Annotated in this window: 18 protein-coding genes; 6 read left to right on the forward strand and 12 right to left on the reverse strand. The window is 57.1% G+C overall.

Features of this window, described 5'->3' with window-relative positions:
- The first annotated feature begins 38 nt into the window (after positions 1–38).
- The 6 genes from SLH47_RS20150 to SLH47_RS20175 all read left to right on the forward strand — a co-directional run bounded on the left by SLH47_RS20150 (position 39) and on the right by SLH47_RS20175 (position 6,861).
- On the forward strand, positions 39–1,325 hold the full coding sequence (locus SLH47_RS20150) for an Hsp70 family protein (protein WP_320242091.1): 1,287 nt from the start codon (positions 39–41) through the stop codon (positions 1,323–1,325).
- 213 nt (positions 1,326–1,538) lie between these two features.
- Complete coding sequence (locus tag SLH47_RS20155) at positions 1,539–2,444, forward strand: rhodanese-related sulfurtransferase (RefSeq protein WP_320242093.1); 906 nt, start codon at positions 1,539–1,541, stop codon at positions 2,442–2,444.
- 348 nt (positions 2,445–2,792) lie between these two features.
- Complete coding sequence (locus SLH47_RS20160; RefSeq protein WP_320242095.1) at positions 2,793–3,059, forward strand: hypothetical protein; 267 nt, start codon at positions 2,793–2,795, stop codon at positions 3,057–3,059.
- Between the two features lie 37 nt (positions 3,060–3,096).
- Entirely contained in the window at positions 3,097–4,209 is a 1,113-nt protein-coding gene (locus tag SLH47_RS20165; protein WP_320242096.1) for an AbrB family transcriptional regulator, read from the forward strand.
- Between the two features lie 156 nt (positions 4,210–4,365).
- The gene (locus SLH47_RS20170) at positions 4,366–4,866 is read left to right on the forward strand and encodes a molybdopterin-dependent oxidoreductase (protein WP_320242098.1); all 501 of its coding nucleotides are present in this window, start codon (positions 4,366–4,368) and stop codon (positions 4,864–4,866) included.
- Between the two features lie 39 nt (positions 4,867–4,905).
- Complete coding sequence (locus SLH47_RS20175) at positions 4,906–6,861, forward strand: putative bifunctional diguanylate cyclase/phosphodiesterase (RefSeq protein WP_320242100.1); 1,956 nt, start codon at positions 4,906–4,908, stop codon at positions 6,859–6,861.
- Between the two features lie 70 nt (positions 6,862–6,931).
- Here the strand turns inward: SLH47_RS20175 and gyrB are convergent, their stop codons facing one another.
- The 12 genes from gyrB to mutM form a co-directional block, all read right to left on the reverse strand.
- A complete protein-coding gene (gyrB, locus tag SLH47_RS20180; protein WP_320242101.1) occupies positions 6,932–9,346 on the reverse strand; it encodes a DNA topoisomerase (ATP-hydrolyzing) subunit B in 2,415 nt (804 codons plus the stop codon).
- Positions 9,347–9,453: 107 nt separating this feature from the next.
- Entirely contained in the window at positions 9,454–10,074 is a 621-nt protein-coding gene (locus SLH47_RS20185; RefSeq protein ID WP_320242103.1) for a LysE family translocator, read from the reverse strand.
- Complete coding sequence (locus tag SLH47_RS20190) at positions 10,071–10,502, reverse strand: VOC family protein (RefSeq protein ID WP_320242105.1); 432 nt, start codon at positions 10,500–10,502, stop codon at positions 10,071–10,073. The genes SLH47_RS20185 and SLH47_RS20190 overlap by 4 nt, the downstream gene beginning before the upstream one ends.
- Positions 10,499–11,599: a DNA replication/repair protein RecF gene (gene recF, locus SLH47_RS20195; RefSeq protein WP_320242110.1), complete on the reverse strand. Its 1,101-nt coding sequence runs from the start codon at positions 11,597–11,599 to the stop codon at positions 10,499–10,501. The genes SLH47_RS20190 and recF overlap by 4 nt, the downstream gene beginning before the upstream one ends.
- 61 nt (positions 11,600–11,660) lie before the next feature.
- The gene (gene dnaN / locus SLH47_RS20200; RefSeq protein WP_320242112.1) at positions 11,661–12,779 is read right to left on the reverse strand and encodes a DNA polymerase III subunit beta; all 1,119 of its coding nucleotides are present in this window, start codon (positions 12,777–12,779) and stop codon (positions 11,661–11,663) included.
- 161 nt (positions 12,780–12,940) lie between these two features.
- Entirely contained in the window at positions 12,941–13,834 is an 894-nt protein-coding gene (locus SLH47_RS20205; protein ID WP_320242114.1) for a PHB depolymerase family esterase, read from the reverse strand.
- Positions 13,835–13,969: 135 nt separating this feature from the next.
- Positions 13,970–15,313: a chromosomal replication initiator protein DnaA gene (gene dnaA / locus SLH47_RS20210; RefSeq protein WP_320242115.1), complete on the reverse strand. Its 1,344-nt coding sequence runs from the start codon at positions 15,311–15,313 to the stop codon at positions 13,970–13,972.
- A gap of 592 nt (positions 15,314–15,905) precedes the next feature.
- The gene (rpsT, locus tag SLH47_RS20215) at positions 15,906–16,169 is read right to left on the reverse strand and encodes a 30S ribosomal protein S20 (RefSeq protein ID WP_320242116.1); all 264 of its coding nucleotides are present in this window, start codon (positions 16,167–16,169) and stop codon (positions 15,906–15,908) included.
- A 168-nt stretch (positions 16,170–16,337) separates the two neighbouring features.
- On the reverse strand, positions 16,338–17,267 hold the full coding sequence (locus tag SLH47_RS20220; protein WP_320242117.1) for a type IV pili methyl-accepting chemotaxis transducer N-terminal domain-containing protein: 930 nt from the start codon (positions 17,265–17,267) through the stop codon (positions 16,338–16,340).
- Positions 17,268–17,321: 54 nt separating this feature from the next.
- On the reverse strand, positions 17,322–18,287 hold the full coding sequence (locus tag SLH47_RS20225; RefSeq protein ID WP_320242118.1) for a type IV pili methyl-accepting chemotaxis transducer N-terminal domain-containing protein: 966 nt from the start codon (positions 18,285–18,287) through the stop codon (positions 17,322–17,324).
- 155 nt (positions 18,288–18,442) lie between these two features.
- Positions 18,443–19,219 (reverse strand): enoyl-CoA hydratase, encoded by a 777-nt coding sequence (locus SLH47_RS20230; RefSeq protein ID WP_320242119.1) that lies wholly within the window; start codon positions 19,217–19,219, stop codon positions 18,443–18,445.
- 63 nt (positions 19,220–19,282) lie between these two features.
- Positions 19,283–20,134 carry a bifunctional DNA-formamidopyrimidine glycosylase/DNA-(apurinic or apyrimidinic site) lyase gene (gene mutM / locus SLH47_RS20235; RefSeq protein WP_320242120.1) on the reverse strand — a complete coding sequence of 284 codons (852 nt, stop codon included), beginning with the start codon at positions 20,132–20,134 and terminating at the stop codon, positions 19,283–19,285.
- Positions 20,135–20,276: the final 142 nt, after the last annotated feature.

The raw sequence follows: 20,276 nt of genomic DNA on the forward strand, positions 1-20,276 counted from the left end.
AGTCCGGGACAGGCTTGCATGTGCCCCCGCTTGCGCATATGACGCGCGTCTTTCGCAAATCGTCGGAGCGCGTGATGGCCATTCTAGGGATCGATTTTGGCACCTCGAACACTGCGGCAGGGGTGATGGTTGATGGCCACGCGCATCTCATTTCGGTTGAGCCGGGGCGCACCACTTTACCAACGTCCGTTTTCTTCGACTATGATCGCAAGGTCACGACGTATGGGTCCGAGGCGAATGCAGCCTTGATTGACGGACGCGAGGGGCGGTTCATGCGCGCGCTCAAATCTGTTCTGGGGACACCACTGATGCGCGAGAAGCGCCAGATCGCGTATGAACGGCTGACGCTGATCGAAGTTGTCGCCCGCTTCTTGCGCATGTTGCGCCACCGGGCAGAGGCCGAAACCGGCGAAACCTACGATATCGCCTTGTCCGGACGCCCAGTGCGTTTCCATTCCGGCGATGCCGCTCGTAATGCGCAGGCCGAAGTGGATCTGCGCGAGGCTTACATGATTGCCGGATACCGCGACGTGGCCTTCATGTACGAACCCGAAGCTGCGGCACTTGCGAGCGGTCCGCTGGAGCGGGACACGCTGGGCCTGATTGTGGATATCGGCGGCGGTACATCTGACTTTTCCATCTTTGCGCGCGAGGGCGACCAGACCCGGATCATCGCAAGCCATGGCGTGCGTGTCGGGGGCACCGATTTTGACCGTGCCATTTCCATCGCATCCGTGATGCCACTTTTGGGTCGCGGTGCGCCCGTGCGCAACGAACTGGGCGATGGGCAGCATATCGCCCCCAACGCAATTTATAATGATCTGGCAACATGGCAGAAAATCCCCTTTGTCTACACGCCTGAAAACCGGCGCATGGCAGCGGATTACGCAAAGCTGGGTATCAACCCGGACCTGTTCGCACGGTTGCAGACCGTGCTACAGATGGAGTTGGGCCACGACATCGCCTTTGCGGTTGAAGACGGCAAAATCAGGCTCAATGCACCAGATATCGCACAAACCAGCATCGATCTCGATCTGATCACACCCGCGCTTGCCGCTGATCTGACGAAAGACGCGATGGCGGCTATCCTGAAAGACCACGCCGCCGAAATCCGAAGCTGCGCCGCCGAGACCTTGGCGATGGCTGACATCTCACCAGAGCGCATCGGCAAGATCGTGTTCGTCGGCGGCTCTAGCCTGCTGGAGGTCGTGGCCAGTACGATGGTTGCGATGTTCCCGCATGCGGAACTGGAACAGGCAGAGGCCTTTACGGCCGTCGCTGACGGTCTGGCCATCGCCGCCGCGAAAGGCAACGTTCTAAACTAACCCCGCTTTCGCGGTCATGATCACAAGGCCGAGGGCGACATAGGCAATGGAAAATCCGATCAGCAATCCGTTGGGTGTTGGACGTTTGCGCATCAATCCGCTCCTGAAAAAGTTGCGTGACACTGATTGAACGCGCGTAAACACCATTTCCGTCGCGGCTTGTAAAAAGACCAACCCTTGCAGAAAGGCATTGCCGGGCGTAACTGACGCGGCATGTATGTTGTCGCCGCCCTCTACCACTTTACGCGTTTTGATGCGCCCCCCGCCTTGCAAGCACCGCTTCTTGCGGTTTGCAAGCAAAGCGGGGTGAACGGCACACTTTTGCTTGCGCATGAAGGGATCAACGGCACGATTGCGGGGGATCGTGGGGGTATTGATGCTGTGCTCGCCCATATTCGGGGGCTTCCCGGTTGCGCAGATCTGGAATGGAAAGAAAGTACCGCGACAACCCCACCTTTTCACCGCATGAAGGTGCGCCTGAAAAAGGAAATCGTGACGATGGGCCAGCCAGATGTGGACCCCGTTGCGCGCGTTGGCCATTATGTGGCGCCTGCCGACTGGAACGATTTGATCAGCGCGCCCGATGTAGCGGTGATTGACACGCGCAATGATTACGAGGTCGCGATCGGCACATTTGAAGGTGCCATCGACCCAGAGACGAAAAGCTTTGGTGAGTTTCCTGCATGGTGGGAAGAGAACAAGCACCGCTTTCACAACAAGCGGATTGCGATGTTCTGCACCGGTGGTATCCGGTGTGAGAAATCGACGAATTACCTTCTGGGTCAAGGGGTTGAGGATGTTTACCATCTCAAAGGCGGCATCCTGAAGTACCTCGAAGAGGTGCCCGAAGCCGAAAGCAAATGGGACGGGTCGTGCTTTGTCTTCGATGCCCGCGTCAGTGTCGAACACGGCCTGAAAGAAGGGCCGCATATCCTGTGTCATGCCTGCCGCCGCCCGTTGCAGCCCGATGATCGCAACCACCCGGCTTACGAGGCAGGCGTGTCTTGTCATCATTGCGTGGACGAGACATCAGAAGCGGATAAAGACCGATTCAGAGAGCGGCAGAAACAGATCGCCCTCGCCAAGGATCGCGGCACGCATCATATAGGCGGTCTTTAGGGTCAATCGCGGCGATTTTGCCACTTTCGGCTGCCGCTACGGAAAGCTGTTTGCATTTTTTCCCGCACACTGTATGAGTGTGCGTGTCGGACCACATCAAAGAGGGAGGGTTACGATGACTTACAATCCTGATCTATCCCTGTTCTGGTGTCTTCCGGCTGGCGCACGTGCGGCAATGACGCATGTCGATCAGTTGATCTGATACTCGCCACTGGTCGTTATCGGCCATCTTCCAAACCCTTAAGAACCAACGTTTGATCGTCTTGCATGCGGCCTCGTGCGGCCTGCTCATCCATCAAACCATTTTCATCATGAAAGGCCGCAGTATGTCTGCGGAAATGGAACAAAATGAATGCGTTACCACTCAAGAACCCGCAACCTCTGACCGAGGTCGTCGATGATCTGGTCGCGAATTTCGGCCTGCGACGTGTCATCCTGGCTGTCGCGGCAAGGTTGTTTCGCAAGCAGCATCCGCCTGACATTCAGGCCCAGTCGTCGCAAAGCAAGCGGCGAAATGTTGATCTGCTGTCGAACCATCTGCGACAGGATCTGGGGCTGCCGCCTCAGACACATCAACAGGTGCGCATAGACCCGATCATGCTGCACCGGCACTAGCGTGCGCTTTCAACGGGCATCACATGCGCGATGCCCGTTGACCATCGACACGCCGCACCCCATGGTCCGCGCATGTTGGACGCATGCTGAAGTGATGGACGCGCAATCTGACTATCCCCGGATGCTCTTGGCGCTGACCATCGGGCTGGTCTCAGGCATTGGCGCCTATGCGGTCGGCCTGCCCTTGCCATGGATGCTGGGGCCGATGATCGGCAACACATGTGCCGCAATGCTGCGCATGCCGGTACGTGCCCCCGCCGGTCTGCGCCCCTTTGTCATTCCGGTGATCGGTGTCATGCTGGGCTCTGGCGTCACGGCAGAGGTGTTCGACCTTTTGGGCAGTTGGGTTCTGACGCTCGTGTTGCTGCCCGTCTTCCTTGCCTGCGCCGCCGGTCTGTCATTTCTCGTCTACCGTCGGATTGGCAAATACGATGCTGTCTCGGCCTACTACGCCGCGATGCCCGGCGGGCTGAATGAGATGATGCTCTTGGGTGCCGAGGCGGGCGGCGATGAACGCCGGATCGCGCTGGCCCATGCCGCGCGCATCCTGATCGTGATCACCTTTGTCGCCTTATTCTTCGGGCTTGTCCTTGGAGTCTCAAGTAATGGCACAGGTGCAAGCAATTGGGTCGCACTTAATGCGATCGGTATTTCCGATTACATCATATTGGGCGGATGTGTGGCCCTTGGGGCGTGGGGTGGCAAACGCTTGCGCCTGCCCGCCGCACCGGTCTTCGGACCGCTCTTGTTAAGCGGTGCCACCCATATTCTGGGCTGGGTCACCGTGGCACCACCGACGATTTTTATCATCGCCGCGCAGATCAGCATTGGCACAATTATCGGCACCCGCTTTGTGGGTGCCACCCTGGCCGAGATCCGGCGCGACCTATTGCTGGCGACTTTGTCATCGCTTGCGATGCTTTGCGTGGCCGTCGGATTTGCGGAGTTCATCGCATTGCAAAGCGGCATTCCGTTAAGCCAAGCGTTCCTCGCCTACTCGCCGGGAGGCTTGGCCGAGATGTCACTGCTTGCCTTGGCGCTTGATCAGGATGTCACTTACGTCTCAATCATGCACGTGATCCGGATCACACTTGTCATCGCAGCCGCACCTCTTGTCTTTGCGGTTTTGTTGCAAAACTCCGGAAAGTAAAAGCCTCCTCCGACAAGCCCTGTGCGACATCGAAAAGCGTTTACCAAGATCGTCGAATTCCGGTAGTTCCAGGCTGGCCTCATAGGCAGCACATACGTTGATTTAACCCTTGTTGCCTTATGCATTTACATGACTTTCAGTAACTGGAGACATGTCATGCAAAAGCTGCTTGCTGTAATTGCCGCATTCATCACCGCGACCAATGCCTGGGCAGAGGCGTTGGAACCCGTCGAACTGACACCCATCAACCATATACCGGCGGAGCTGGTCATTGCTGGGCCCGACGGGCAAGAGACACGCTATAGCCCCGCGACACTCGAGGAACTGACGACCTACAGGTTGCGAACAACGACGCCATGGCGCTCCGATCCCGCGGAATTTGACGGCATCCTCTTGTCGGACTTGCTGCGCGCCAACGGCCTTGAAGAAGTTGCCGAAATTCGTGTGACGGCCGAGAACGATTACGCGACCGTGATCCCGCGGGCGGTATGGGAAGACGTGCCCGTTCTTATCGCAACGCGTGTTGACGGACAGCCCCACTCTCGGCGGGAACGCGGGCCAATCCAATTCGTAATCCCGATGGAAGCATATTCATCATCGACTGTCGCGAAAGAGTCGCATCTGGTTTGGATGGCGGCACGCATTGAGCCGCGATAAGCATTCTTGATCGAACCCGCCGCAATCAGAACAAGCGTCATGGATCGCATCAGCGCCGCATTTCTGCGGCGGGGTGTGGTCTTTGGTTGTGTGATCGCCATTGTGGGCACATGCCTGTTTGCCGGCTATTATGTGCAGGCGACGGTCAATCAGTTGCAACTCACCCATCGGTCGTTCAACGACCGTCAGTTGCGCAATGGCTATGTGGCATTGAGCGATGTGCAAAGGCTCGTTCTGATCATGCAAAACGCCAATGGTCAGCGCCGCATGACGCCAGAGGCCGCTGAGGATTTTAGGGTCGCCGCTGACTTTCTTTATGTTCGGACGGATACATTTCAGCGCGTCCAGATCACCGGCGGGGCTATGGAAACGGCAAATGATGCGATTGCCGCATTACGCCACATTCAGGCATTGGCCGATGATGCGATTGCGACCAATTTTGATGATTTGCCTTATCTTTCGGAGGAACTGACCAGGCGCGCGCAATCGGCGCGGCAAGCATTGGTACGATACCTTGATGAGATGCGGCAACTGCAGGACCAATTGCTGGCGCGCCAATCCAAGGCGGTTGCCAATCAACGCACTGTCATTTGGGTCACGTTGTTTGGCCTGTCGGTGCTCGGCATTGCGGCAACAATGCTTCTGCGCTGGGAAGTCATTGCAAAACGCGCGCGGCAAGCAGCCGAGGCACGCGTCAATCACCTGGCCTTTTTCGATCCGCTGACCGGTCTGCCAAACAGGGTTCAGTTCCAGGACAGGTTGTCTAGTGCTTTGGCCAAAGGACGCAAAACAGGCCTGTTGTTGATTGATCTTGATGGCTTCAAATATGTGAACGACACGCATGGCCACGCAGCAGGTGACGCGATCTTGTGCCATGTCGCCTCAGCGATTCAATCTGCATCGGCACTGCAAAGCGGATTGGCGGCGCGTTTGGGCGGCGATGAATTCGCAATCATCTTGCCCAGCGACGATCTGCAATTGCTTAAGAAAGTATCGGAAGACGTAATTGATGCGATTAGAACTCCGGTCTTTCACGATGGCGAAAAGCTGCAGGTTGCGGCGAGCATCGGCATCGCGACAGATATGGAAAGTGACAGCGACGCGCTTATGCGGGCGGCGGATTTTGCGCTTTATGCGTCGAAGTCAGACGGCAAAGGCCGATACACGATTTATGACGGGACGCTGGCGCGCCAGTTCCTTGAGCGGCGTCAGATGATCGAAGACCTGCCCGCGGCAATCACCAATGGTGACCTGGACTTCTTTCTCCAACCCAAGGTGAACCTGCAGACCGGGCAGGTTTTCGGATTTGAGGCGCTTGCCCGTTGGCGGCGTAATGGCGTGATTGTTCCGCCCAAAGAGTTCATTTCCGTGGCCGAAGAGAGCAGCCAAATCTCTGACATCGATTGCAGACTTTTGCGCGATGCAACGCAGCATCTGGCCCGATTCAACGCCGAGAACGGCACTGCATTCTCGATCAGCATAAACTTCTCAACCATCCACTTTAGTTCAACCAAGCTGGTGCAGATCGTCAGCGACGCCTTGAATTCATCGCGCCTGCCGCCAGAATTGCTCACCATTGAAATAACCGAGACCGCGGAAATGCATGATTGGGCCCGTGCAAAAAAGACCATTGAGGCGATCAATCAAATGGGCGTGCGCGTCTCAATCGACGATTTTGGCACCGGTTTTTCCTCGCTGGCCTATTTGCGGAGAACCTTCGCAGATGAGGTAAAGATCGATCGATCGCTCGTGACCGACATCGTGACATCTGACCCATCACGCTTTTTGCTGGACGCCGTGCTCGACATAGCGCGCAACCTGGAGCTTGATGTTATCGTTGAGGGGATCGAGACACGCGCTCAGGTCGATCTGATCCGGGCCATGGGCGCAAAATATGCCCAGGGCTTCTACTTCGGACGGCCCATGCCATCGGATGAAGCTTTGGCCGCAGCGCTGGCGCGTAACGCCGGGCCAAGCGAAAGCATCGCATCCTAGCACCGACCGCCGGCCTTGTAAAAAACACGGCGCTGGTGCGGTAGGTTGCAGAAGGAAGAACGACTCTGCCTCAGAAATCGAGGTTTTCCACGCTCAGCGCGTTTTCCTGAATGAACTCGCGCCTTGGCTCAACCACGTCACCCATCAGCTTGGTAAAGAGGTCATCCGCCTCGGCGACATCTTCAACTTTCACCTGCAAAAGCGTGCGTGCATCCGGGTCCAGCGTGGTTTCCCACAATTGATCGGGGTTCATTTCGCCCAAACCTTTATAACGTTGCAGCGAGAGACCCTTTTCGCCCTCCTCCAGGATCGCCTTCAGCAGATCAAGTGGACCGTGGATAATCTGGCTACGCTCTTTGCGGATCAACGTGGCAGGCAGGTTGTAAACCTCTTGCAAGCTCTGGGTGAACGACCCAGTGCGTCGCGCTTCGCCGGACCGCAGCATGGGGCCGTCAAGTGTGCGTACCTCTTCCACGCCGCGCAAAATACGCGCGAGCCGAATGCCCTTGTCCTGCGTGATCCGGCCCTGCCAGCCGCGCTCCCATTCCAACGCAATCAGGTCGAGCCGTCGTGCCACCGTATCGGCCACACCCTGCAGATTGGCGTCAACTGCACCCGGCACAAACGCGCCCGCAATTGCAGCCTGTTCAAGGATATGCCGGGGATAGTGGGTCGGGAAGGCGTCAAGCACGCGCTTGAGCTGCCGCGCCTCATCCACCACGCGGCGCAGATCGGCCCCGGCGATTTCCTCACCATTGCCCTGCCGCAGCATGGCACCTTCGATACCCTGTTCGATCAGGTACTCATCCATCGCTGCCTGATCCTTGAGATACACCTCGGACTTGCCGCGCGTGACTTTGTAAAGCGGCGGCTGCGCGATGTAGAGGTAACCGCCTTCGATCAGTTCCGGCATCTGGCGGAAGAAGAAGGTAAGAAGCAGCGTGCGGATATGCGCGCCGTCCACATCGGCATCGGTCATGATAACAACCTTGTGGTAGCGCAGCTTGTCGATGTTGAACTCATCCCGACCAATCCCGGTGCCGAGTGCCATAACGAGATTGCCAACCTCCTGACTGCTTAGCATGCGGTCAAACCGCGCCCGTTCGACATTCAGAATCTTCCCGCGCAAGGGTAGAATAGCTTGGGTCTTGCGGTCGCGGCCTGTCTGGGCGGACCCCCCCGCGCTATCCCCCTCGACAAGGAAAACCTCCGTCTTGGATGGGTCCTTTTCCGAGCAATCCTTGAGCTTCGATGCGTTGAAGTTCACATCCATCGCCGATTTGCGCCGGATTTCACGCGCTTTACGGGCAGCCTCGCGCGCTGCTGCGGCCTCAACGATTTTCGTGATGATCGACTTGGCCTCGGCCGGGTTCTCTTCGAACCATTCGTTCAGCTTCTCGTTCATCAGGCTTTCGACGGCGGGGCGCACCTCGGAACTGACCAGCTTGTCCTTGGTCTGGCTTGAGAACTTCGGATCGGGCACCTTCACCGACAGTACGCAGGTCAGCCCTTCACGTGCATCGTCGCCGGTCAGCGCGACTTTCTCTTTCTTCGCGATCCCGCTTTCTGCAGCATATTTGCTGATCGCGCGGGTCAGCGCCCCGCGAAAGCCCGCCATATGCGTACCCCCATCCCGCTGTGGGATGTTGTTGGTGAAGGGTAGCACCATCTCGTTGTAGCTGTCGTTCCACCACATCGCGACCTCGACGCCGATCTCATCACGTTCGCCCGCCACATAGATTGGAGCGTCCATCAGCGGTGTCTTGGACCGGTCGAGATATTTGACAAATTCCTTGACCCCGCCCTCATAGAACAGATCGACCTTGAGCGGTTCCGCCGGACGCAAGTCTTCAAGGATGATCCGCACGCCAGAGTTCAAAAAGGCCAATTCACGCAGGCGCTTTTCGAGCGTGTGAAAGTCGTAGTCGCGGTTGCTGAACGTGTCGGTCGAGGCGAGGAACGTCACCTCGGTTCCGTTACGACCACCGGCATCACCTTCAACACGCAGATGTTCGGTCGTAAATCCACCTTCGAACCGGGCGTAGTGTTCTTTGCCATCGCGCCAGATGCGCAATTCGAGATAATCCGACAGCGCATTCACAACGGACACGCCGACGCCGTGCAGACCACCGGAGACCTTGTAAGAGTTACTGTCGAACTTCCCGCCGGCATGCAGCTGGGTCATGATGACCTCTGCCGCTGAAACGCCCTCTTCGGCATGGATATCCACCGGGATTCCGCGCCCATTATCCCCGACAGTCACGGACCCGTCAGCGTTGATTTTGACATAGACATGGTCCGCATGACCGGCCAGCGCCTCATCAATTCCGTTGTCGACGACCTCGTAGACCATATGGTGCAGACCAGAGCCGTCATCGGTATCGCCGATATACATGCCGGGGCGCTTACGCACCGCCTCTAAACCTTTGAGAACCTTGATAGAATCCGCGCCGTACTCTTCCGGATTATTATTGTCGTCGGCCATGGGGTAGTTCCTGTATTTTTACCCCCAAAATATATGCTTTTCTGCGGTCTTTGTCACGCAAATGACACAAGATTTTGTGTTGCAAGACAGCGCGTTTTGACGGCGTTCTAACCAACCGCGATAACGGCCCCGACGCCGATCAATAGCCACCCCGCCGTCAGGTTCATGCGCCTTACCGCTTTAGGGGATTTCAGCAAGCCTCGAACCCTATCCACCGAGACTGCAAGGATCAGGTTACCACCAAGAGGCACTACAAAACTAAGCGTGCAGATCGCCACCATATCGGTCGCTGTAACCCGGCTGAGGTCAAAAAAACCTGGCAGGATCCCCATATAGAACAACGCCGCTTTCGGGTTGCCAATGATCACGGCAAGACCAGCGACGAACCCCGCCCACATGCCCGGCCGGGTGAGACGCGTATTGGTACTCAGCGCGTGATCGGCATGCCGGATCAGCATGAACCCCATGACGACAAAGACGATCACCGCCACACATTGCAGGACGGTCATGAAGCCTGCAAATGCAGAGACAAGCCAGGTGACGCCCAGCACCGCGACAAGCGGCCAGACGATATCGCCGATTGCGACACCCATTGCTAAGGGCCATGCCGCCTGAAACCCGCCCGATAGCGACCGCGCAAGCAATGCGACCCAGACCGGCCCCGGCGTCATGAAAAGAATGACCAGTGCCCCAGCATAAAGGAGCATATCGGCTGTGGTGATCGTCATTCGGGCGGCAGGGTCAAACTGCCATCCTCGTTCAGCGGCCAGAACGGGTTATGCGCCACTTCCCAGACATGGCCATCCGGATCGGCATAATAGCCTGAATAGCCACCCCAGAAGACCTTTTGCGGCTCTTTCAAGACTGCAGCACCTGCTTCAATCGCGGTTTTGTAAGCCGCGTCAACTTCGGCTTCTGTGTTAAAGTTCTGCGCAAGCGTCATCGCACCAACCCCGAGCTGCGCATCTGGCCGCCCTTGATCCTTGGCCAATGAGCCCAGCCCGAAGAAACCCAGCGCCATGCCGTTGATCTGATAGAAGACAACCTGACCCTCCACTTCGCGCGTGGGCGTCCAGCCCAGTGCGGCATAGAAAGTCTTGGCACGTTCCAGATCGGCTACGCCGAGGGTTATGAGCGTCACGCGTTGTGGTGTCATGTGGCAACCTTTCGAATAAGGGTGGAATGGCCATCGGTTTCCGTCACTTCAATATGCTGGGCGCGGTCACCAAGCTCCGCAAAAAGCTCTTGTCCAGTGCCGGTCATGAAGGCCTGCGCGCCGAGGTCGCAGATTTCGTCATAAAGCGCTGCACGACGATTTGCATCAAGATGGGCGGCAACCTCATCCAAGAGCAGGATGGGCGGTGCGCCGAAATCAGCGGCAAGTGCGCGACCATTTGCAAGGATGAGGCTGATCAACAGTGCCTTCTGCTCGCCCGTAGAACAGTCTTTCGCCTCCACGCCCTTGTCAGCAAAGACAGCCTCAAGATCAGCACGGTGCGGCCCGATCAGCGTGCGTCCAGCAGCCATGTCGCGCCCGCGATTGTCCGCTAGAGCGGTCTGCAGATCGTCAGGGATCGGGTCCGGGCTGGTCAGCGCAAGAGTGGCGGTCGGAAACGCCGTTGCCGCCGCCTCTTGAGCGGTCGTCAGCTCGGCAATAGCGCGCCGCCGGTTGGCTTGGATCATAATGGCAGCCTCGGCCATCTGTAACTCGATGGCCGTATACCAATGCGGGTCGCGGACCATATCCTTGAGCAGTCGGTTACGCTCGCGCATCGCCTTTTCATAAGTCAGCACAGCTTCCGCATGACCCGGCTCAAAGCTCAACGTCGCGCGGTCAAGAAATCGTCTGCGCCCCTCGGCGCCCTCGATCCAGAGCCGGTCCATTGACGGAACCAACCACAAGATGCGGCCAATCCTGCCAAGGGCGGTTTGCGGGGCGCTCTTGCCGTCGATACGCAGCTGGCGCGGGCCACCTGCTTCGGCCCATGTTTCGATCTCATGCGTCTGGCCAAGCGATAGCAGATGCGCGGTGATCTTCCAGCCCAGCGCCTCTGGACGGCGCGTCAAATCGTCGGCGCCCGCCCGCCGCAGACCGCGTCCTGGTGACAGCAGGGAGACAGCCTCAAGCAAATTGGTCTTGCCCGCGCCGTTGGGGCCAAAAATCGCAATGGGCTGCGCGCTGACGTCAAGCTCCACGCGCTTGTGCGACCGAAAATGCGACAGCGTCAGCTGAGTCAGCGCCAGCGTTTTCATGGGCGCTGATAAGGATTTTCCAAAATCCTGCATCCAAAAATTTTGAAAATTTTTGGCCCCGTCACACGCGCATCGGCATGACGACATAGACCGCACTTGTGTCATTGCCTTCACGCATCAGCGTCGGATCACCTGAGGAGTTGAACATGAAGACAGCGTTTTCCCTATCCACCTGACTTGCAATTTCCAGCAGGTATTTCGCGTTGAACCCGATCTCCAATCGCTCGTCGCCATAGGCGACTGCCAGTTCCTCTTCCGCAGCACCGCTGTCGGGGGCGTTGACCGACAAGACCAGCTTATCCTCGTCAAGCTGCAGTTTCACGGCACGCGATCGCTCGGACGAAACCGTTGCGACGCGATCAACGGCTTTGGCAAACTCGCTCGCATCCACCTCCAGCTTGCGGCTATTTCCTTGCGGGATGACGCGTGTGTAATCGGGGAAGGTTCCGTCGATCACTTTGGATGTCAGCGTGATATCGGGTGTGGCAAAGCGCACCTTGGTCTCGGACACCGATACGGCAATCTGCATATCGTCATCATCCAGCAATTTGCGCAACTCGCCAACTGTCTTGCGGGGTACGATCACACCGGCCATCTCTGCCGCACCTTGGGGCAGGTCGGCGTCAATCCGCGCCAGGCGGTGGCCATCTGTCGCGACACAGCGCAATACCTTGCCGCCATCCCCATCAGCCACATGCATGTAGACGCCGTTGAGATAGTATCGCGTTTCCTCGGTCGAGATCGCGAATTTCGACTTGTCGAAGAGCCGCCGCAGGATCGGCGCGGAAGCGGAGAAGTTTGCGGCATATTCGGACGATGCCATGATCGGAAAGTCTTCTTTCGGCAGCGTGGCCAGCGAAAAGTTTGACCGCCCAGCTTCGATCGTCAGGCGGCCCGACGCGCCATCTTCGGTCAGGGTCACCAAAGCGCCGTCTGGCAGTTTGCGCACAATCTCGTTGAGCGTCACCGCAGCGACTGTCGTGGCTCCCGACCGTTCCACCTTGGCCGGAGCTTTGTCGACCACTTCGATGTCCAGATCAGTCGCGCGGAAATGGACCTCATCGCCTTCCGCTTCAATCAGGACGTTGGCGAGGATAGGGATCGTGTTACGCCGTTCGACAACCGATTGGGCCTGCGCGACCGCCTTTAGAAGTACCGCGCGCTCAATGCTGAATTTCATGTCCCCAATCTCCGCATATCTTGGTGGCCGTGCCTGCCGGGACGCAAAATCTACTGCATTTCCGCGCTGGCTCAAGCGTTTTCTCGACTGTCCGTCAGGGGCGCGGCAGGGTCAAGCCCCGGCCACGCGCAAACCCTTTGTGCGGTGTATTTGGGGCGCAGTCAGCGGAAGATGCTGAGAAAAGCAAGCCATGCATGAACGATCGGATAGCGCCATCGCGGATAGCCCAGAAAGAAGCGGAGCATCTCGCGCGACGCATTGGGGCCAAGCGGGTCGGCGTAGCTCCCGCCGCTTTGCCCACCAGACCAGGCATGGCCCAAATCCGCGATCTGCCAGTATTCAGCGGGGGCATGATCACCCTTTGGACGGATGACAAAACGTCTGCCAGACCGCTGTCGGATACGAAAGCGCCTGCCGCGACCCTGGGCCTGAGCGAAGGCGATCCGGTCACCATTTGCAGAAGCCACCACATCATCGTCATCGCCATGAAAGACAATTGTGCGGGTTGGCCCCGGCCCCTTGTCCCCAGCATCGCCCGTTTCCATCGCGTGCATCGCGCCAGTTATCGTCGTTGCAGCCCCGGTTGGTACGCCGGAATGCACACCAATTGCGCCGATCTGTTGCGGGAATGCGCGGCCCAGAATGGCGGCCATACTGCCACCTGCCGAAAGGCCCGCGACAAAGACACGCGAGGGGGCGATGTCATGTTCTGTGGCCAGTTCATCGCGCACTTTCATGATTAACCCGGCCTCGCCCGCAGTGCCCTGATTACGCGGATCGAACCAGTTCCAACAGCGCAGTGGATTGGCCGTCAGGTTCTGCTGCGGCAGGCACAGCAGATATCCATGCAATGCCGCGAACCGCGCCATTTCCGTAGCGTGGGCAAATTCCGCAGCCGTTTGGCGGCAGCCATGCAAAAGGACGATCAGCGCGGGTTTGCGTGCGAGCCAAACCGGTGTGTAAAGTAGATAATCAAGATGGCGCTGCGCATTCTCGATCTTGCCTTCTGACCAGAGGCCCGTCTCCGCCTGCCGCTTGGCCCGGAAGGGAGCCATGATGTTAATCAGATGAGGATGCATAGCGGGCCAGCCATCTTTATTGCAAACAGCCTCCCTCTCGCTGATCGCAACACAGATTTTGGCACCGGTCCAGCGGGAAACTTTCAGCGAGCAAAGATGCGCCCAGTTGGGCTATTCCTCAAGCGCGCGGCGCAGCAGTTCCAGGTCGTCAGCGATCTGGCTGTCAAGCGCCTTGAGTTCTTCGATCTTGCGCACGCCGTGCATAACGGTCGTATGATCCCGCCCGCCAAAGCGCCGCCCGATCTCAGGTAAGGAGCGGTTGGTCATATGCTTGGCCAGATACATGGCCATTTGCCGTGGCCGCGCATAGTTGCGAACGCGCTTTGGGCCGATCATGTCCGACAGGCGGATATTGTAGTGCTCAGACACTTTGCGCTGGATCTCTTCCACTGTGACCTTGCGGTCTGATGCCTTTAGCACGTCAGAGAGGCAATCCTGCGTCAGTTCCAGCGTGATTTCCCGCCCTACAAGTGACGCAAACGCAAAAAGGCGCGTCAGCGCCCCTTCTAGCACACGGACATTTGTCGTGATGCGATGGGCGAGGAATTCCAGGACGCCATCGGCGATTTTGAGTTCGGGATATTGCGCCGCATAATACTCGACCTTCGACTGCAACACGCCCAAGCGCAGTTCGTAGTCGGTCGGGTGCAAATCCACGACCAAGCCGCATTGCAGACGCGATTTAATCCGCTCTTCCAGATCCTTGATCTCACCCGGCGCCCGATCAGCGGAAATGATGATCTGCTTCTGCCCGTCAACAAGGGCGTTGAAGGTGTGAAAGAACTCTTCCTGCGTGCTGTCCTTGCCTGCGATGAACTGCACGTCATCGACCATCAAGACGTCAACCGAGCGGAAGATTTGCTTGAAATCCATCATCTTGCGTTCGCGCAAGGCGGTGATGAACCGATACATGAATTGCTCGGCCGACAGATAAAGCACGTTCAAGTCAGGGGAGCGCTGTTTCAACTCATGAGCAATCGCATGCATCAGGTGCGTCTTACCCAAGCCAACGCCACCGTAAAGGAACAGGGGGTTAAACGTGACGGGTCCACCTTCGGCCACTCGGCGGGCGGCGGCGTGGGCCAGTTCATTGGGTTTGCCGACGATAAACGTGTCAAATGTAAAACGGGCATCCAACGGCGATCCTGCAATCTCGTCCACCTCAGTGGGCTTGGCCACAGGTTTAGGTGCGGCTTTCGCGACAGACCGCGCTTGCTTGAGGACGTTGAACTGCAACCGCTGTACGTCCTGCCCCTGCTTTTTCATCTGGTAAATGATCTGATCACCGAAATTCTGCGACACATAATTGCCCATAAAGGGGGTCGGGACATGAAAGGTTGCAACACCACCTGACAGGTCATCAAACTCAAGCGGTTCGATCCAGCTTGAAAAGGAATTTGCCCCCAACGCGCCTTTGAGCCCCCGCAACACCTCTGCCCAGATATCGTTCGTCATCTTGTTCCTTTGTCCCACACTCTTATGGCGCATTCGCAAACAACGCACACCGGTTACACGCGACCAGGAATAGCTCCGGGCAAAGACGACCTGCCGCTCGGACTGTCCCTTCCGAACGTCGGGCCTTGTGCCAATACCATAGGCCAAGGCGTCGCACCGCACATGACAGGCGCAGCACGTCCGCCCAATGGCAGTTGGTGGAACATAAACGACGCCGATCTTTGGAGAGCACTCTCCAAAAACGCGCAGACGCAAAATGACCTGGTGTGATAGCTTTTGCTATTTACCCCGACGCCACCTTTGCATGAAGCTCAACAGTCTGTTTTGATCCGACATTGCGCCATGACCGGCGCCAAATCAGACGATGACTGTCAATCCTCTTCATGTTCCCCCCGGAACGATGTGAATCGCATGGCTAAGCTAGCAAGGCGTCTGGGACCGCTTCAATACAACAACGCGCTTGACTCAATGATTGTGCCAAAAGAATCTGTGGGCCCCTTGAAATGACTGAGAAACCTGATTGCCGGTGCAACACGGCCACAAAAAAAGCACGCCTTGCGAGGCGTGCTTGTGTTGCCAAAATGGTCCGAATTCAGCCGACCGCTTTGACCCGTGCAGCCAGACGGGACATTTTCCGTGCGGCTGTATTCTTGTGATAAACGCCTTTGGTGACGCCGCGCATCAGCTCTGGCTGAGCGGCCTTCAGAGCCGCTTGCGCGGCGTCCTTGTCGCCTGATGCAATCGCTTCTTCAACGGCACGCAGGTAGGTACGAATGCGTGAACGACGCATCTTATTGACGGCGAAGCGGGCTTCGTTCTGACGTGCCCGCTTTTTCGCCTGGGGTGAGTTTGCCATGTATCGGTTCCCTTGATTGGGTCAAATTGAATGTGGTCGCGCAAGATGCCCAATCCGGGTTTCTAAACCGGCTGTCCGGCCAGAGCGGGCCTCACGCGCATGTACAAGCGGGGCTGTTAGAGTGCGCGTGGGACAGAGTCAACAATGGAATATGGCAACGTCGCGTTGTCAGTAGACCCTTTTTGAATAGATCGCATAAAGATGCGCAACGTCGTTCATCGTGTACATCTTGTCTGCAAGGATCTCGTACAGCGTTTCAGCATTATCGGGTGCCAGCGCCCCGGTTTCCATGATTGTCACCAGATGCCCTGAAATGACATCGAAGTCAGACGACATGTATTCCAGCTTGGCCGCGATCTCTGGCGTTGGCGGGGGCTGAATGCCGAGCTCAGGTGCGCCGTTCTGCATCGCAGCCATGCCGAATTTGAACTGTCCCGCGGCCGTGTTTAGAAGGTCGATATATGTCTCATCAGCGGCACCAGACCAGACAAGGCACCCAAGGAACGATATGCGCTGCGACAACATGCTTTGACGCCCGGCCACCTCAAGCAGCAAGGCATCTGAATAGAGAAGTTCGACAGGATTGGCGTATTCGCCTTCAAGCTCGCTGAGCAAATAGTAGGTCTGGTCCAGCATGTCTGAAGCGGTTGAATAAAGCACTTCAACCGCGGATTCGTCGGCCGGGTTGGCAAGCACCTGCTCTCCAGCTTCTTTGAGTGGCGCCCAAGACACTTTGACTTCTTCGATCAGGCGTCTTGTCTTCGCCCGCTGTTCCCCGCCGATGATGCCGAAATCGGGATTACCGTTCAGCAGTGCGTCGGCCATCACGTCAAAATTGTCCAACCCCTCGCGCAGCAGCTTGGCGCTCATCTCAGGCGCCACACCATTGTGCAGATGGCAAACTGCGGCAGGTACTTCTTGCGAGATAGTCCGCAACGCGTCGCCCGCCTCGATCCGGATCGCAGCACCGGTATCTTCAACGAAGCCGATTTGCTGAAATCTTGCGAGCAGCGATGTTGCACCTTCTGCCAGAACCGCACCGGGTGCAGCAAGAAAAGCCGTTGCAACGATGGTGCGCAGGGCAGTTTTATTGAACATTTCGTACCTCTTTGAAAAGACGGGGTTGGGGCCCGCAAACACTTGACTTTGGGTTCAGTAAACGCGCTTGGAATAGTCCTGGTACAACTCTTCAAGCTCTTCGACTTTGTAGAGTTTCAGCGCGAGGCGATGGTATAGGTCTTCGCGGATTTCCACGCTGACATCAGCACCCGATCTGATCTCGCTCAGATAGCCGCTGAGAATTTCCCAATCCGCCGCCACATCTTCCAGATTGGCTTCGATTTCCGGCGTTGGTGGGGCCAGCACACCCAGGGCCGGCATGCCATTGGACAGCGCATCCATGGACGCCTCGAAAATGCTGATGGACTTATCAAGCTCTGCCAGCGCATGGGCATCACCATCGCCTGACCAAACGCGGCAGGCCTCGTAGGCCATGCGCTGTGTCATTGCGGCCATGCGACCGGACACTTCAAGCAACATCATGTCAGAGGCCAGCAACTCAACAGGATTGGCGTATTCACCTTCCAGCTCGCTCAGCAGATGGTATGTTTTATCGAGCATCTCATCAGCCGAGGCATAGACGATCTCGGCTGCTGCTGCGTCGGTCGGGTCCTCCAACACAGCCATGGCGGCAATGCGTTTCGGCTCCCATGTTTCGATTAACGCTTCGAGTTCGACCACCGTTTTGCGGCGTGTCTCGCCACCGATGATCCCCATGTCTTCATTGCCGTTCAAAAGCGCCAGGGCAACCGCATCAAATTTGGCGATACTGTAGCTCAGCAACTCGCGGGCTTCAGCGACGTCCACGTTATTATGCAGATGACAAACGGCAGCCGGAATTTCTTGTGACAGGGTGCGTAGAATATCACCCGCGACGATGCGGTTCGCAGCCCCTGTATCCTCAACAAAGCTGAACTGCTGGACGAGAACCAGACGTCCGTTTTCCATCACCGTCTTCGGCGACGCCAACTCATTCAAATCTGCTGTTGCAACACTGGGCACTGACATCGCCACAGCGACGACCGCCCCAATGGTTTCGAAAACGAACTCAGAACGCACTTTAACCACCTCACTTACAAGCTCACACCACACGACAGAGCCGGAGGTCCGGCCTAACGCTGAGTAAACTTTAATAAGAAATGTGGCAAAAAATAGGGCAATACCTCTAAAATTGAGAGAAAAGCGTCAAAATCACCGCTTTTTTGCGTTAATCATTAACGATCTCGGAACTGAGCCTCTCGTTTTTCGAGAAATGCGGCCATGCCTTCGGTCTGATCCTCGGTCGCAAAGAGCGAGTTGAAAAGCCGTCGTTCGTAGTTGAGTCCCTCGGCAAGTGTCGTCTCGTAGGCGCGGTCCACGGCGTCTTTGGCTGCAATTGCCGCGATCTGTGACTTCTCGGCAATTTTCTCGGCGGCGCCGCGCGCTTCTGCCATGAGCTTCTTGACCGGCACGACACGGCTAACAAGGCCAGAACGCTCGGCCTCATCTGCATCCATGAAACGACCCGTCAGATGCATGTCCATCGATTTGGCCTTGCCCACAAATCGGGTCAGGCGCTGTGTGCCGCCAAGCCCGGCAATCACGCCCAAATTGATCTCGGGCTGACCAAATTTTGCATTGTCGCCCGCGATGATGAAGTCACACATCATCGCCAGCTCGCATCCACCGCCCAGCGCATAACCTGCAACGGCAGCGATGATCGGCTTGCGGATGCGGTTGAAGCGATCTGTCTCATTCTCAAAAAAGCGGGTCGTGTACATCTCGACGAATGTCTTATCAGCCATGTCGCTGATATCGGCTCCGGCGGCAAAAGCCTTTTCCGAACCGGTGATGATGATGCACCGCACCTTGTCGCTGGCATCGGCCTCTTCCAGGGCCGTGCAAAGCTCGCTCAGTAGATCACTGTTGAGCGCGTTTAGTGCATCTGGCCGGTTGAGAGTGATGGTCGCGATGTCGTCGCTGATGTCCACGATGATCTTGTCAAAGGCCATGCTGCTGTCCCTGTTGCCGCTGGTCAGACCTTAACGCTTAGCAAAGCAAGCTGCCGGATCAAGCTATCTTTGGCATTGCGGACAGAAGAAAGATGAGCGTCCAGATTGGACGATTCGCTGGATTTCTTTTTGACATCCGGGTGTTACGCACGGCGCGCCAGCGCGGTCGTAGACCTGGAAAACGTGCTGGAAATAGCCCAGCTCTCCGTCTGATTGCCGATAATCGCGCAAGGATGACCCCCCAGCGGCAATAGCTTCAGACAAGACATCGCGGATGATCGGCACCATGGCCGCAACGCGCGGTGCGCTGATCCGGCCTGCTTTCCGCTTGGGGTGGATCCCTGCCCGAAACAGCACCTCACACACATAGATATTGCCTAATCCAGCCACGATCCGTTGATCCAGAAGCGCAGACTTGATGGGCGTGTTCCGCCCTTTCAAGGCATCGATGAGATATTGTTCATGAAAGGCATTGCCAAGCGGTTCGGGGCCCAGATCGCGGATCAGCCAATGATCATCCTGTTCATCGGTCGCCATCAGATCCATGGCGCCAAACCGCCGCGCATCGTTAAAGGTGATACGCGCGCCGTTTTCCATATGAAAGACAACATGGTCATGCTTGGCAGGGGCGGGGTGCGGGTGATGAAAATCGCCAATCATATGGCCTGAGATCAGCATCCGCCCCGACATGCCCAGATGGATCAGCAGCGTTTCGGCGCTATCGAGATCGACAAGAATGTACTTCGAACGGCGGCGCAGCTGCAGGACACGCTTGCCTGTCAGACGCTCCGCCATGCCATCAGGGAACGGCCAGCGCAGGTCCGGGCGGTTCACATCCGCCTGCATTATCAGTTGCCCTTCCATCACGGGCGCAATACCGGCCTTTACCGTTTCGACTTCGGGCAGTTCGGGCATGTCTGTTTCTGGAATGTGTTCATTGATCAATTGCATAGGCCACATTTCAGTGCGTGGCACAATGACAGTTTGTCTCTGCAGTCCTGTCGCGACCTTTTGTTGGTCGTGCCATAGGAATGCAGTGACGATGGACTGGACAGCG

The sequence above is a fragment of the Cognatiyoonia sp. IB215182 genome (assembly GCF_033963905.1).
GTDB lineage: Bacteria > Pseudomonadota > Alphaproteobacteria > Rhodobacterales > Rhodobacteraceae > Yoonia.